This window comes from Gaoshiqia sp. US2, from assembly GCF_059705485.1.
Genome location: NZ_AP048550.1, coordinates 6007150 through 6020957, shown reverse-complemented (window position 1 = coordinate 6020957; position 13808 = coordinate 6007150). Strand labels below are relative to the sequence as shown.

The 13808-nt window shown below is 47.1% G+C and carries 13 protein-coding genes; 8 read left to right on the top strand and 5 right to left on the bottom strand.

Translation table 11 applies throughout. The features are described 5' to 3' along the window. Positions 1–18 precede the first annotated feature (18 nt). From AC6H3C_RS24135 to AC6H3C_RS24125, 3 genes are all read left to right on the top strand, one after another. Positions 19–1041, top strand: a complete 1023-nt coding sequence (locus tag AC6H3C_RS24135) for a FecCD family ABC transporter permease (protein ID WP_497518251.1) — start codon at positions 19–21, stop codon at positions 1039–1041. 1 nt (position 1042) lies between these two features. After that, the gene (locus AC6H3C_RS24130) at positions 1043–1843 is read left to right on the top strand and encodes an ABC transporter ATP-binding protein (protein ID WP_497518250.1); all 801 of its coding nucleotides are present in this window, start codon (positions 1043–1045) and stop codon (positions 1841–1843) included. 249 nt (positions 1844–2092) lie between these two features. After that, complete coding sequence (locus AC6H3C_RS24125; RefSeq protein ID WP_497518249.1) at positions 2093–2914, top strand: mechanosensitive ion channel family protein; 822 nt, start codon at positions 2093–2095, stop codon at positions 2912–2914. A 215-nt stretch (positions 2915–3129) separates the two neighbouring features. On the opposite strand, the gene AC6H3C_RS24120 is transcribed toward AC6H3C_RS24125, so the two are convergent. Genes AC6H3C_RS24120 through AC6H3C_RS24110 form a run of 3 tightly spaced genes read right to left on the bottom strand, consistent with a single transcriptional unit; the run spans position 3130 to position 4104 of the window. Beyond that, positions 3130–3336, bottom strand: a complete 207-nt coding sequence (locus AC6H3C_RS24120; protein ID WP_497518248.1) for an RNA-binding S4 domain-containing protein — start codon at positions 3334–3336, stop codon at positions 3130–3132. Between the two features lie 9 nt (positions 3337–3345). Continuing rightward, positions 3346–3699, bottom strand: a complete 354-nt coding sequence (locus AC6H3C_RS24115) for an MmcQ/YjbR family DNA-binding protein (protein ID WP_497518246.1) — start codon at positions 3697–3699, stop codon at positions 3346–3348. A gap of 42 nt (positions 3700–3741) precedes the next feature. Beyond that, positions 3742–4104, bottom strand: a complete 363-nt coding sequence (locus AC6H3C_RS24110) for a YraN family protein (RefSeq protein ID WP_497518245.1) — start codon at positions 4102–4104, stop codon at positions 3742–3744. A gap of 131 nt (positions 4105–4235) precedes the next feature. Between AC6H3C_RS24110 and AC6H3C_RS24105 the strand changes: the two genes are divergently transcribed. From AC6H3C_RS24105 to AC6H3C_RS24095, 3 genes are read left to right on the top strand one after another with little or no spacing between them, the layout of a single operon-like run. Continuing rightward, positions 4236–5471, top strand: a complete 1236-nt coding sequence (locus AC6H3C_RS24105; RefSeq protein WP_497518244.1) for a TolC family protein — start codon at positions 4236–4238, stop codon at positions 5469–5471. A gap of 13 nt (positions 5472–5484) precedes the next feature. Further along, the gene (locus tag AC6H3C_RS24100) at positions 5485–6687 is read left to right on the top strand and encodes an efflux RND transporter periplasmic adaptor subunit (protein WP_497518242.1); all 1203 of its coding nucleotides are present in this window, start codon (positions 5485–5487) and stop codon (positions 6685–6687) included. Positions 6688–6703: 16 nt separating this feature from the next. Further along, on the top strand, positions 6704–9796 hold the full coding sequence (locus tag AC6H3C_RS24095; protein ID WP_497518241.1) for an efflux RND transporter permease subunit: 3093 nt from the start codon (positions 6704–6706) through the stop codon (positions 9794–9796). A 43-nt stretch (positions 9797–9839) separates the two neighbouring features. Here the strand turns inward: AC6H3C_RS24095 and AC6H3C_RS24090 are convergent, their stop codons facing one another. Beyond that, positions 9840–10736, bottom strand: a complete 897-nt coding sequence (locus AC6H3C_RS24090) for a S66 peptidase family protein (protein WP_497518240.1) — start codon at positions 10734–10736, stop codon at positions 9840–9842. Positions 10737–10921: 185 nt separating this feature from the next. On the opposite strand from AC6H3C_RS24090, the gene AC6H3C_RS24085 reads away from it, so the two are divergent. Continuing rightward, positions 10922–11572 (top strand): NADPH-dependent F420 reductase, encoded by a 651-nt coding sequence (locus AC6H3C_RS24085; RefSeq protein ID WP_497518239.1) that lies wholly within the window; start codon positions 10922–10924, stop codon positions 11570–11572. 49 nt (positions 11573–11621) lie between these two features. Here the strand turns inward: AC6H3C_RS24085 and AC6H3C_RS24080 are convergent, their stop codons facing one another. Then, entirely contained in the window at positions 11622–12539 is a 918-nt protein-coding gene (locus AC6H3C_RS24080) for an HU domain-containing protein (RefSeq protein WP_497518237.1), read from the bottom strand. Positions 12540–12706: 167 nt separating this feature from the next. Between AC6H3C_RS24080 and galE the strand changes: the two genes are divergently transcribed. Next, positions 12707–13735: a UDP-glucose 4-epimerase GalE gene (galE, locus tag AC6H3C_RS24075; protein WP_497518236.1), complete on the top strand. Its 1029-nt coding sequence runs from the start codon at positions 12707–12709 to the stop codon at positions 13733–13735. The last annotated feature ends 73 nt before the right edge of the window (positions 13736–13808 follow it).

Below are 13808 nucleotides of genomic sequence, written 5' to 3'. Positions count from 1 at the left end.
CGGATACAAACATTCAGCGTGAAGGATCAACTGAAATATTTTAAATGGTTACTGGTCGTGGCGGGCCTGTCGGCTTTGCTGTTGGTAGCTGTGCTTGTTTCGCTCAGCACGGGCGAGTTGAAAATTGGTCTGGGCAAAGCGCTCCGGCTGTTGTTTTCAGGCGGCGATGAAAGCTCGCTCGAACACATGCTCATCAGCCAGGTACGGATGCCGCGTATTATACTGGGCGTTTCGGTTGGCGGGGCGCTTAGCCTGGCTGGAGTGATGCTGCAGGGAATTTACCGCAATCCGCTGGTCGAGCCGTTTACCCTCGGCATCTCCGGTGGAGCCTCGTTGGGCGTGGCGTTTACCATTGTGCTGGGACTGCACCAAAAGTTTGGCACTTTTTTCCTTCCGCTTTCGGGGTTTTTAGGCGCATTTCTGATCATCTTTCTGGTTTATACGCTGAGTTCGCGCCGTGGAAATATCAATATCCAGCATATGCTGCTAACCGGTGTGATGGTCAGCTTTGTGGCTTCGTCGGGTATGATGTTTCTGATGGCAGTAAGCAGCACCGAAAACCTGCACGGCATCGTATTTTGGATCATGGGTTCGCTCGATGAATCCGATACCCGTCTGGTGTGGCTGACACTGATTGTCACCCTCGTGGTGTTGTTCCTGTCGTACCTGTTTGTGCAGCCGCTCAACGCCCTGCGTTTGGGCGAAGAAAAAGCGCTTCACCTGGGCATAAATACGAATGTAGCCATCAGGATCCTTTTTTTACTGGCCTCGCTGCTGGCCGGTATTTCCGTTTCGGTAGCCGGCGTCATTGGCTTCGTGGGCCTGATCATTCCGCATGTGTTACGCCTGTTTCTGGGTACCGATTACCGCATCCTGCTGATCAGCTCTTTTTTACTCGGAGGTTCGTTCCTGGTACTGTCCGATGTGGTGGCGCGCACCATCATTTCGCCCAACGAACTGCCGATCGGGGTGATTACCGGCATCGTCGGGGGCGTGGTTTTTATTTTGTTGATGGGCCAAAAAATGAAGAAAGGAATGTGATATGGGAAAGGCTTTTTTTAAGATCGAAAACTATTCGTGCGGTTATCCGTCCTTTCGATTGTCGGGTATTGGCCTTTCATTGGATAAAGGCACCTTTGCCGGTATTATCGGGCCCAACGGTTCCGGTAAAACCACCCTGTTCAGGGGTATCACCGGTTCGTTGGCCTCGCTGTCGGGCGAAATTTCACTGAATGGTCAGTGCCTGAAATCGCTGTCGTTACGGGAACGGGCACAAAACATCGCGATTGTTTCTCAATTTGCCGATGCCGACCAGATTACCGTGGAGGATTACGTATTGATGGGACGGATTCCGTACTATTCCCGTTTTCAGTTCTTCGAAACCAAAAAAGACCGCGAAATTGCCGGCAGGTACATGCAGCTGACAGATGTTTTTCATCATAAAGATAAACTGATGACTGAACTGAGCGGGGGAGAGCAGCAGCGGGCAGCCATTGCCCGGGCCCTGACCCAGCAGCCCGAACTGCTGTTGCTGGATGAACCCACTTCACACCTCGATATTACGCACCAGGTACGGATTCTGAACCTTCTCCGGCAATTAAACGATGAATTGGGACTGACGGTATTGATGGTGATTCATGACCTCAATCTGGCTTCGGAATATTGCGATCACCTCTTGTTGTTTAACGACGGCAAAATCTTCACCCAGGGCAAACCCGATGAGGTATTGGCATTTGAAACCATTGAAGAAGTGTACAAGACCCCCGTGATCGTCCGCACGAATCCTTATTCGGGAAAGCCGGTTGTTTTTCTGGTGAGCGAAAAGATGATGAAGGCCCGGTAAAAAAGAAACCGGAAAGCTGCCTCTGCACGCTTTCCGGTAATTCATGAAAAAAAACTCGTTTCTTGTATGCAAAAACTTAGACTGCGAAAAACTCGTTTCGTTTAATTCAGGCGAATACTCCCAAGGTTAATAACAAAAGATGAGGTATTTCAGGGCTTTTTATGCCGCGTCTTTTTATGAATAAATCACACTCCGTTGCACGATTTTGTTTATTTCTGTTTAACTTTATAAGAATTAATACTTAACCATATGGAATTATTTGAGAATTTATCGGCTTTGTCAGCCGAATTAGTGCTTGCTTATGGAGTAAAACTATTGATTGCTGTCATTGTATTATTCATTGGCTTATGGGTCATCAAACTGATAACCAGGGGACTTTTAAGAGTCATGGAAAAGAGGCAGGTCGACGCCTCGCTAAGAGGATTTTTAAATAGCTTGACGGGTATCTTGCTTAAGATCATGTTGTTTATTACCGTAATCGGAATGATTGGGGTTCAAATGACCTCATTCATTGCGATTCTTGGTGCGGCCGGTTTAGCGGTTGGTATGGCACTTTCGGGGACATTCCAGAACTTTGCCGGCGGAATTATGATCCTGATTTTTAAACCCTTTAAGGTTGGAGACTTTATCGAGGCGCAAGGCTACGCCGGGATTGTGTCGGAAATTCAGATTTTTATTACCGTTTTGAAAACACCCGATAACAAGACCATTATTATTCCTAACGGAGGATTATCCACCGGTTCATTAATCAATTATTCATCCGAAGAAAACCGGCGGGTCGATTTTTCTTTTGGCATTTCGTACGGCGACGATTTTGACCGGGCCAAAACACTTTTACTGAAACTGATCGGCGACGACGAACGGATTCACGCAGAACCTGAACCTTTTATTGTTTTGGGGGCGCTGGCCGATAGTTCGGTCAATCTGACGGTACGGGTGTGGGTAAAGTCAACGGATTACTGGGCTGTGTATTTCAGTATGAATGAGAAAGTCTACAAAGAGTTTGATAAGGCCGGCCTGCATATCCCCTTCCCTCAATTGGATGTTCACCTTAAAAGTAAAAAAATGTGAAAATGGTTAAAAAGCATTCGTTCATGTATAGAAAACATAGGTTTCGTCAAAAATTTAGTATCGTTCGTTCAAAGCCGGGCGAAAAGTTTGACATTATACTTTTGAATGGGTTACCTTTGGATAGGTTTAAAACACCATGATTAATTAAAATCAGTTTTTCTTTCATTCCACCTTTACACAAGCATTTCAAGCCGGCAGGATCTCTGCCGGCTTTCTTATTTTATGATGATCATCTGCTCGTCGAAACAAATCCGGTCGCCTTTCCTGACCTTTGCCCGTTTCCGGTATTCAATTTCTCCGTTCAATTCAACCAGGCCGTCTTCGACCACCAGCTTGGCCATTCCTCCCGATTCGACCAGCCGGAGCAATTTCAACAGTTTGATTAGTTCAATGTATTCGGTTTGCAGTTCAAATTCAATCATACTTCGTATTTAAAGTTTGGCTAATTGATCTTTTTGTGCTTTGGTCAGTTTTTCAACCACCAGCTGGTATGAATGATCAATCCATGTTTCAACCAGTTGGTCTTTCACCGATCCGTCCACGCGTACCGTGTTCCAGTGTTTTTTATTCATATGATAGCCGGCTTGAACGCAGGCATAGATTTCGCGCAGTTCAATGGCTTTTTCAGGATCACATTTCAAATTAACAGTCAAATCGCCTTCCAGGTCGGTCAGGGCGAACATTTTCCCCATCACTTTAAAAACCAGTGTTGTCTCATCAAAAGGGAACTCTTCGGTCACTCCTTTTTTCGAAATGCAGTAAGCGCGTAATTCTTCAATATCCATGTTAAAAATGATTAAGTCAAAAATAGAGATAAAATCCTGATATCAGGCTGTGGGGTAAAAGGCATCTTTAAAATGTTCCAGTTCAAATGTTTGCCCGTAAAAAATGACGGAGATGACATCGAAACGGGTATCCCGGTTACTGTTTGTTTTGAAGATGTAGGCTTCGGCTGCTTCTACCAGGTAACGTATTTTTTTGTTGCTCACCGCTTCCGACGGATGTTCGAAGTTGGTGCCGGTTCTCGATTTGACTTCAACGATCACCAATTCATCGCCGTCGCGGGCAATAATATCGATCTCGTAATGGTGGAAATGCCAGTTGGTTTCCAGGATGACATAGCCCAACGAGCGCAAATGTTCGCGGGCAATTTCTTCGCCTTTGTCGCCGATCTCTTGTTGGAGGTTCATTTATTTAAATTTTAAATCAAATTAACTGATTAACAGTCCGAATCAAATTTCGTAAATTTAATGAAAACAATATCCGTTTTTGATTGTCTTCTTATTCAAACATTTGTTCTTTATCAAATTAACCTTGAACCATGTTTAAATATATCCTTACTTTATTGCTGTCTGCTCCCCTCTTCATCTTAGGTCAGGAAAGGCTTTTATTACTGGAACATGCGGTTGACACGGCCCTGGTAAACAATCCCGGTCTGAACCAGGCACGGGCAGCGCTTGTACAAAAGGAAAATGAATGGCGGACCCTAACCGGCATTGGAACCCCCGAAATCAGTTATTTTGAAGAAGGAATTGACAACAAGGCTGCCAGGCCTTTTGAGGAAAGACGCTGGACCATTTCTCAGACGGTTGATTTTCCGCTGACGACCATTTACCGGCTCAAAGCCGTACGCGAGGAAGCCGGAGCGCTGGAGCACCGGATCCGGGCGATAGAAAACGAGATCAGGTGCGAGGTAAAATCGCGTTATATCGATGTTCTTTATGCTCTTTATCTTCAGGATTTGGGCGAGCAGCAAAAAAAGCTTTCCACTGAACTGTATCATGCGGTTTACGCGCGTTTTGAAACGGGTGTCGGAAACGGAATGGATTTGACAAATGCCGAGCTGCAGGTAGCCGAAGCCGAAAATACACTGAGCGAGGCAGAGCGCTTGTTACACCTGGCCCGTTACAGCTTGTTTTACCTGATGGGCATGGAAGTGTCCGACATCAGCTACAGTATTCAGTTTGCCGATAGCCTGAGTAGCACAGAGGTGGAAATTGACCAGATTCTGGCCTTGTCTGTTTTACACGAACAACCAGCTTATGTGGCGGCCCTGCACGAGTATCAGTCTTCGCAATACAAATTAAAAGAAGCGAAAAGCAATATCCTGCCCGACATTCGTTTCAACCTTTACCGGCAAAACTACGGCGACGGTTTCAATTACAACGGATTTGAAGTTGGGCTCAGCATTCCCGTCTGGCTGTCGTTTGAGCAAAAAGGAAAGATCAGGATGGCCGAAGCGCATCAAACAGAAATTGAATGGAAACAAAAGGCCATTGAGCTGGAAATGAAACAACAAATTGAGCATGCCTGGCACGGCTACATCACAAGCAAGCAGGTGATCGACCGGTACAGACAAACCATGAGCGGAAAGTCGCAAAAGTTACTGCAACTGAGCCTCGAAGCTTACCGGCTTGGCGAAATTGATCTACTCAATTTGCTCAACGCGCAACAAACATTTCTGACCAATCAAAAACGTTACCTCGATTCGCTGCGGGATTATTACCTCGAACTCGTGCAACTGGAGAAATTTCTGAATCAAAATTTAGTGTACTAAAATGATAAATGCCATGTCAACGTCTAAAAAATACCTTACTGCACTCCTCATGTTGGGTTTATCCCTGTTCTGGGTTTCCTGTTCGGGAGGAGGCGATCGGGAACCTGCCCATACCGAGGTCCAGAAAACACCGCCATCCATCTCGGGTCAGGCCGAAGGCAAACTGTTTGTACGTCTTACGGATAAGGAGAAAGGAGAGCTGAATATTGAAACAGACCAGGTAACCCGGAACATTCAATCCTATAAGTTGCTTGTTCCCGGTGTCGTTTTTCCGGCTACAAACCACGTCAGCATCATCAGTACGCCCATCGACGGACAGATCAGCGCGATCATGGTGAGCGAAGGGCAATTGGTTCGGAAAGGGCAGGAAATGTTCAGGATTGAAAGCCTTGTTTTTGGAAACCTGGTTGCTGAATATATGCAGGCCATTGCCGAGGAGAAGTTTCAGACCAGCCGGCTGGAACGGCTGAAACAACTGGTTGAACAAACGATCAGTTCGCGGTCGGAACTGGAACGGGCTGTTTCCGATTATCAACGGGCCACCGCTGCTTCCATTTCTGCTTTTGCCAAGTTAAAAGCCATCGGTGTACCCGACCACGAAATTGAAGCATTCAAAAGTGCCGGACAAATTGATCCCAGCCTGAAAATCCATGCCCCGATCAGCGGGAGCTTTGATCAGCGGATGGTCGACCTGGGGCAGTCGGTGAATGCCCTTGAAAAACTGGGACGGATCATCGATCTGAAACGGGTGCAGGTAAAAGGTTACCTGAATCCGGCCGACGCCCGTTTTGTCAATCCGGGCGACAGTGTTGTCATTACCCGGCGCGAAGAAAGCAACCTGACTATAAAAGCCAGGATAGTCTCTGTTAATCCGGGTTTAGATGAAGCTAACCGCTCTGTGGTTGTTAATGTAGAGCTTACCCCCGAAAATAACTGGCCCCGCCCGGGCGAGAACGTCCGCCTCGAAATTGCTACCAGCTCGTTGGGCGAAGTGTTTGCCGTTCCGCTCGAAGCCGTCACGTACGACGGAAATCAGGCGATCGTGTTTGTGAAGATCGATGATAACACCTTTGAGAAACGCGCGATTGAGGTGGCCGAAATACGCGACCGGTTTGCTGTTGCCAAAAGCGGAATCCATGAAAATGACGAGTTGGCTGTTTCGCAGGTATTTAGTTTAAAAGCGCTTTCACGTTTTGAATTGATTGCAGGAGAATAACAGAAAAATCAGCACGATGCTAAACCGAATTATTGAATTTTCAGTCAGGCAAAAATTTGTGGCCCTCTCCCTGGTCATCTTGATGGCTGCCGCAGGGGTGTACTCGTTGATGCAGATTCCTATCAACTCGCTCCCTGACGTAACTCCCGTCCAGGTCCTTGTTATTACCAAGGCGGGCCGTTACTCACCCTACGATGTTGAGAAACTGGTTAGCTATCCGATCGAGACGGCGATGAATGGCCTTCCGGAGGTAAAAGAAGTCCGTTCGGTTTCTCAATTTGGCTTATCGGCGGTTACGGTTGAGTTTGATGAAAATACCGACATTTATTTTGCCCGGCAAATGGTCAGTCAGCGGTTGCAGTCGATTGTCGACGAACTGCCTCCCGATGTGTCGGCGCCGCAGTTAGGCCCCATTTCTACGGCTCTGGGCGAAATCTATCAGTATGAAGTGAAAGGTGAAAACTATTCGCTCACCGAACTGCGGGAAATTCAGGACTGGCTCATTGCTCCTCAGCTAAAAGTGGTAAAAGGGGTTACCGAAATCAACTCGTTTGGCGGCTTTGTTAAGGAATACAATGTGATCATCCAGCCCGGGAAGATGCGGATTTACGGTGTGAACATTCAGGATATTATTGATGCTATTGCCAGAAATAATTCGGTATCGGGTGGTAATTTTCTTGAGCATAACCGCGAGCAATACATCGTTCGGGGGTTTGGACAGATTAATAAAAAAGAAGATATTCTGAACATTGTCGTCACCAAGTTAGGTAACACACCGGTATTTATTAAAGATGTTGCCGATGTGGAGTTGGGGACTCAAATCCGGCAGGGGGGTGTAACGCGCGACGGAAAGGGCGAGGTGGTAACCGGCATCGTCATGATGCTTCGGGGAGGAAACGGACGCGATGTTATTTTGGGGATCGAAGAGAAAATCGGGTCGATCAATAAAAACCTGCCCGAAGGCGTGGTTATTGAAAAATTTTACGACCAGTCGGATCTGATAAAACGCACCACCGGAACTATTACCACTAACCTCGTCGAAGGCGGATTTTTAGTCATTGTGGTGTTACTGTTGCTGCTTGGCGAATTTTCCGGGGCCCTCATTGTGGCGATGGTGATTCCTTTTTCCATGTTGTTTGCTTTTATCGGGATGAGGGAGTTCGGTTTGGCGGCCAACCTGATGAGCCTGGGAGCTATTGACTTTGGGATGGTGGTAGATGGCTCGGTGGTGATGGTCGAAAACATCATTCACCGTTTGCACGAAAACGATAAAAAAGAGAAGGCAGAAGAAATGATCATAAAAGCTGCCCGACAAGTGGTCCGGCCGATTTTCTTCGGAGTGCTTATCATCCTGATGGTATACGTACCCATTATGACTTTTAGCGGGATGGAAGGAATTTTGTACCGCCCAATGGCCATCACGGTAGCAGCTGCGGTGCTGGGGTCTTTATTGCTGGCCCTTGTGTTTGTGCCTTCCATCTCGGTTGTTGTGTTCAAAAACGGCGTTAAACCGCGTAAAAACCGGCTCATTCGTTGGTTGCAACCTATTTACCGGGGGTTTTTGGAACGTAATATTCAGAAAAGGGTGCTGGTTTTGGCTGTGGCCATACTGGTTTTTGCTCTTTCTATGGTGGTTATGTTCAGGTTGGGAAGCGAGTTTTTACCCGAATTGGATGAGGGTTCCATTTTAGTGGAGCAGGTTCGCATGCCTTCGGTTACGCTGGAAGAATCTATTGAAAATGCGAACTGGCTGGCTGCTCAGCTCATGGAAAATATTCCTGAAATTGAGACGGTTGTTCCCAAAACAGGTCGTTCCGATTTGGCAAACGACTGGATGGGCGTTCACCAAACCGATGTTTGGGTGGTGCTCAAAAGTCCGAAAGTATGGCGTAAAGGGCTTGAAAAGGAAGATATTGTTAGCCTGATTGAACCGTACCTGAAAACCGAACCCGGGCTGGCATACAACTTTACCCAGCCGATTGCCATGCGGGTGGATGAGCTGACCAGCGGGGTAAAATCAGACCTGGCTGTAAAAATTTATGGTGAAGAGTTGGAAGAACTGAACCGGATTGGCGAAACGGTCTCCAAAATAGCGGCCGGCCTGAAAGCTACAGATAATTATTTTGTGGAACAACCGATCGGGCAACCATACCTGACCATTGACATTGACCGGGAAGCGGTTGCGTCGTTTGGCCTGAATGTGGATGAAGTGCAGCAGGTGATTGAAGCAGGCATTGGGGGGCAGGTTGCCGGACAACTGTATGAAGGACAACGCCGTTTCGATATTTTGGTGCGGTATCCGAAAGATATTCGCGCACAGTTACAGCAAATTCAGGAAATTCCGGTGCAACTGGGCAACGGGCAGTTTATCCCGCTGAAACGGTTGAGCCGGATTTCAGCGCAGGAAGGTCCCCGCGAAATTCAGCGCGAAAATGGCTGGCGGCGGCTGATCGTCGGTATTAACATCAAAGACATTGACATTGGTACTTATGTCACTAACCTGCAAAAAGCCATCGACGAACAGGCCAATATGCCACCGGGTTATTTCCTGGAATACGGCGGTACGTTTGAGAACCAGCGACGTGCAATGAATCACCTGTTATTGGTGGTTCCCCTGTCGTTGTTCATCATCATTGGGTTATTGTACCTCAATTTCGGACAGATGCGTTTTGCCATGATCATTCTGCTGAACCTGCCCTTTGCTTTATCGGGCGGCGTTTTCCTGTTGTGGATGCGGAATATGTACCTTTCCGTTTCAGCAAGTATCGGTTTTGTGGCTTTGTTCGGGGTGGCTGTGTTAAACGGAATAGTCCTGTTAGACCACATCAATGAACTACGAAAAGAAGGCGACAAACCTTTGAAGAAGCTGGTCATCGATGGCGCAATCGACCGGCTCCGGCCTGTACTGATGACGGCGCTGGTGGCCAGCCTGGGTTTTATTCCCATGGCTTTCAATTCGGGGCCCGGCTCCGAAGTACAGCGGCCGTTGGCTACAGTGGTCATTGGCGGACTGATTACCTCCACCTTACTCACCTTGCTGGTGTTGCCAACCGTTTACTTGTGGGTGGAAAACCGCAAACCGGGGAAAAGAAAAGTTGCCGGGATATAAGATGACGGGAATGAGTAAAGCGAGTATATTAGCAAATCGTTAATCAAATCATCCTGACAGATGCCTGACCGGTTGTCAGGTTAAGGGCGTAGTCGTCGCCAAACATCAGGGGTAAGTTCCGGTCTGTATGCCCGGCCGGAAAACCGAAGCAAACCGGGTAATCGTACTCTTTTACTGCATTCAGGATGATTTCCTCCACGCTTTGACCAAAAGGGGAGTCGTTATCTTTCATCTCCGTGAAACCTCCCACGATCAGTCCGTTCAGGTTCTTCAGTTTGCCGGCCAGTTTCAGGCTGTGCATCATACGGTCGAGGTGGTACAGGTATTCTGTCAGATCTTCGATAAACAGGATTTTTCCTTCTGTATCCGGTTCGAATGGCGTTCCTGTCAGACTGTACAGCATGGAAAGATTTCCTCCCAGGAGTTGCCCCTCTGCTGTTCCGTTACGGTTCATCGGGTGAACGGGAAGATTAAGCTCCGTCTTTTCTCCCGATAATAAACGGATCAGTTCCGTAAAACTTTCGGTTGGCTGGTCATCCTTTAAATAGAAAGCAGGCATCGCCCCGTGGATGCTGCAAAATCCCTGCTTCTGAAACAAGGCGTGTAAAACGGTTACATCGCTGAATCCAACCAGCCATTTCGGGTACGAGCGGAATTTGCTAAAATCCAGCTTATCGGCGATGCGTATGGCGCCGTAGCCGCCTCGTGAGCAAATAATAGCCCGGCAGTCCGGATCATCCAATGCCTGTTGCAGGTCGCTCAGGCGCTGGTCATCCGTTCCGGCAAACTGAAACCAGCGGTCAAACACATGTTCTCCCAGGCGAACATCAAAGCCTGTTTTCCGGAGTAGCTCTGTCGCGGGCAATACCTTTTCATTGTCTGCTTTTCCGGCAGGAGATACGATACGAATCAGGTCTCCTTCGGTTAAAAAAGTAGGCATTAGCATAATTTCTGAATTTAAGTTGAAGATACAAATCTTCTTTTGATTAATCCAACAACGGAGGACTACCTGCTTACAGAATGCTCTGTTGAGTAAAAAATCAAGCGACTAATTAACTAAACTTAAAATACGACGTATGATCATCATGGAAGACGTAATTGTGTAACCCTTAAATTTTTAAAGCCATGATAAAACGGGTAGGCGTGTTGGGTTCCGGCATTGTTGGCCGGATATTGGCAAACGGGTTTCTGAAACACGGATACAACGTCAGGTTAGGAACCCGCAATGTCAGAAATCTGGACGATTGGCTGGAACAAGCAGGAGAGCATGGTTCGGTGGGCAGCTTTGAAGATGCCGCACGTTATGGCGACCTGGTTGTTTTGGCTGTAAAAGGCAGTGTTGCCGAGTTTGTGCTCGATTTGGCCGGGGCGGCCAATCTGCACGAAAAAACAGTGATTGATACGTGTAATCCCATTAGTTATGATCCGCCGGATCATGGCGTCCTGCGCTATTTTACCGATCAGAATTTTTCGCTGATGGAGCATCTTCAGCAAAAATATTCGCGCATTCATTTTGTGAAAGCATTTAACAGTGTGGGAAATGCCTTAATGGTTAATCCTGAATTTCAGGATGGAAAACCAACGATGTTTATTTGCGGAAATAACGATAAAGCAAAAGCGGATGTAAAAATTATACTTGACTTGTTTGGCTGGGATTGTGAAGATATGGGTGGTGTTGAATCATCCCGGCCGATCGAAGCGCTGGCCATCTTGTGGTGTATTCCCGGACTTAGAAACCACGAATGGAACCATGCCTTTAAGTTTCTGAAAAAGTGAATGACTGAGTGACCAGGCAAAAAAATGCCCCTCGGCGGAGGGGCGGTATTTATTCTTTTACATAGATCCAGACATCTGAGTCGGGCGATTTGAGTTTAAAATCGTCCCGGGCCGACTTCGCTTCCTCTAAGGTGACAAAGCTGTCCAAGGCGATGTAGTGCAGACCTTTGATAAAACCAATGTTTTTAGCCTCGTAGCCCTGATCGCTCATCATGGAGATGAAGGTACCGGCATTCTCCTCACTCCTGAAGCTTCCGCCAATCATAAAATAACGACGTGCTTCCTGAACTGCTTGTTCGTCCTGAATTTTTTCAATAAACTCCGGACTTTCTTCCGTAAGTGGCTGAGGAAGGGGCTCGCTCAGCGTTATCATTTCAGGAAAGCTGATCAAATTGGACCGCTGCAGGTTTACCGTGTTGTTTTTTAAAGGAATAACAGCCAGGGCAAATAACAGGGGCACGGCCACCAATACTTTTTTCAGGCTGCGTTTTTGAAACATGACCTGGTTGGCTTCCCGCTTTTGCGAAGGGACAGGTTTTTGGACATAGTTCCGTGCAAACAAACTTTCGTAGGTAAAAGCAGATAAGCCAAAGGCATCCAGGTTCAGGTTGCCTTCCGGTTTCGGTATGAAAATCAGGCTTTCCTGATCGTTATACTGAAGCGTGCCAATTCCCGGAATGCTGATTTCTTCCCCATCCGTCAGGCGGTAGTTCAGCTCCTGTACCAGCAGGTTGGCTTTTCTGCCGGCAACAATGTAATTCAGCCCTTCTTTTTCGGCAATATAGTTAATTAACAAGCCGTCGTTAAAATTCAACTTCCTGTTAAAACTGATGGATTTGCCTGGAGGAGTGAACCGGGAAGATTGTAATCCGGCTGGTTTGTAGGTGGTTATAAAACCGCCAAAACCAGGGACGATCACGCAATCATTCAGTAGAATGAGTTCTTTTATGTATGCTAATAATTCCACGGATAGATACTGTTTAAGACCAAAATTAAGGAAAAATTAATGGGCTGACAACTCAAAGTTTTCAACAATTCGGGTAAGTTTTAACCAGTTTTGGCGTAACCTTCACGGGACTAAATTAATAAGAGGGGAAATAAATTTGTACTTTTGGGCAAAATACTCAATTACCTATGACTAAAAAAATACTCGTAACCGGCGGAACCGGTTACATTGGCTCGCACACTGTCGTCGAACTGCAGCTGGCGGGTTATGACGTGATCATTGTCGACGACCTGTCAAACTCGAGTCTCAGCGTGCTCGGCAATATTGAAGAAATTACCGGGATAAAGCCCGATTTCGAGCAATTCAGCCTGGCCGATGCCACGAAAACGGATGAATTTTTCAGTCGTAACCGCGACCTGGCAGCCATCATTCATTTTGCAGCTTCGAAAGCTGTTGGCGAATCGGTGCAAATTCCTTTACACTATTACCGGAACAACCTGGTATCGTTGATGAACCTGCTGGATTGCCAGCTAAAATATGGCGTGACCAATATGGTCTTTTCATCGTCGTGTACCGTGTACGGGCAACCCGGGAAACTGCCGGTAACCGAAAGCACGCCGCGTAAAGATGCAGAGTCACCATATGGGAATACCAAGCGGATCAACGAAGATATCCTTCAGGACAGCATCCGGGCATATCCGCAGCTGAAAGGAATTGCCTTACGTTATTTTAATCCGATTGGCGCCCACCCGTCGGCCTTGATTGGTGAATTGCCTCTTGGTGTTCCGCAAAACCTGGTGCCTTTTATCACCCAAACAGCTGCAGGCCTACGGAACGAACTGAGCGTGTTTGGAAACGATTACGATACGATTGACGGATCGGCTGTCCGCGATTACATCAATGTGGTAGACCTGGCCAAAGCCCACGTGGTGGCGATTGAACGCCTGCTTGAAAACAAAAACAAAGCCGGTTACGAAGTCTTTAATCTCGGGACCGGAAATGGCTACTCGGTTCTGGAAATCATCAACGGATTTGAAAAAGCGACAGGCGTAAAACTGAACTACAAAATTGTTGAACGCCGGGCGGGCGACATCGAAAAAATATGGGCCGATACCACTTATGCAAACGAAGAGCTGGGCTGGAAAGCCGAAAAAGGACTGGAAGAAACCCTGTTATCGGCCTGGAACTGGGAAAAAAGGGTTCGGGGAATTAATTAGTGGTAAGCTCAAACAGGAATAAAATCATCAGATAATCTGGTTGACAGCAGGTTCTGCGTAACCGTGGAACCTG

What these genes read in the sequence shown, in the direction of transcription:
- AC6H3C_RS24130 (WP_497518250.1), top strand. Translation starts at nt 1,043, where the DNA reads ATGGGAAAGGCTTTTTTTAAGATCGAAAACTATTCGTGCGGTTATCCG.
- AC6H3C_RS24125 (WP_497518249.1), top strand. Translation starts at nt 2,093, where the DNA reads ATGGAATTATTTGAGAATTTATCGGCTTTGTCAGCCGAATTAGTGCTT.
- AC6H3C_RS24120 (WP_497518248.1), bottom strand. Translation starts at nt 3,336, where the DNA reads ATGATTGAATTTGAACTGCAAACCGAATACATTGAACTAATCAAACTG.
- AC6H3C_RS24115 (WP_497518246.1), bottom strand. Translation starts at nt 3,699, where the DNA reads ATGGATATTGAAGAATTACGCGCTTACTGCATTTCGAAAAAAGGAGTG.
- AC6H3C_RS24110 (WP_497518245.1), bottom strand. Translation starts at nt 4,104, where the DNA reads ATGAACCTCCAACAAGAGATCGGCGACAAAGGCGAAGAAATTGCCCGC.
- AC6H3C_RS24105 (WP_497518244.1), top strand. Translation starts at nt 4,236, where the DNA reads ATGTTTAAATATATCCTTACTTTATTGCTGTCTGCTCCCCTCTTCATC.
- AC6H3C_RS24100 (WP_497518242.1), top strand. Translation starts at nt 5,485, where the DNA reads ATGTCAACGTCTAAAAAATACCTTACTGCACTCCTCATGTTGGGTTTA.
- AC6H3C_RS24095 (WP_497518241.1), top strand. Translation starts at nt 6,704, where the DNA reads ATGCTAAACCGAATTATTGAATTTTCAGTCAGGCAAAAATTTGTGGCC.
- AC6H3C_RS24090 (WP_497518240.1), bottom strand. Translation starts at nt 10,736, where the DNA reads ATGCCTACTTTTTTAACCGAAGGAGACCTGATTCGTATCGTATCTCCT.
- AC6H3C_RS24085 (WP_497518239.1), top strand. Translation starts at nt 10,922, where the DNA reads ATGATAAAACGGGTAGGCGTGTTGGGTTCCGGCATTGTTGGCCGGATA.
- galE (WP_497518236.1), top strand. Translation starts at nt 12,707, where the DNA reads ATGACTAAAAAAATACTCGTAACCGGCGGAACCGGTTACATTGGCTCG.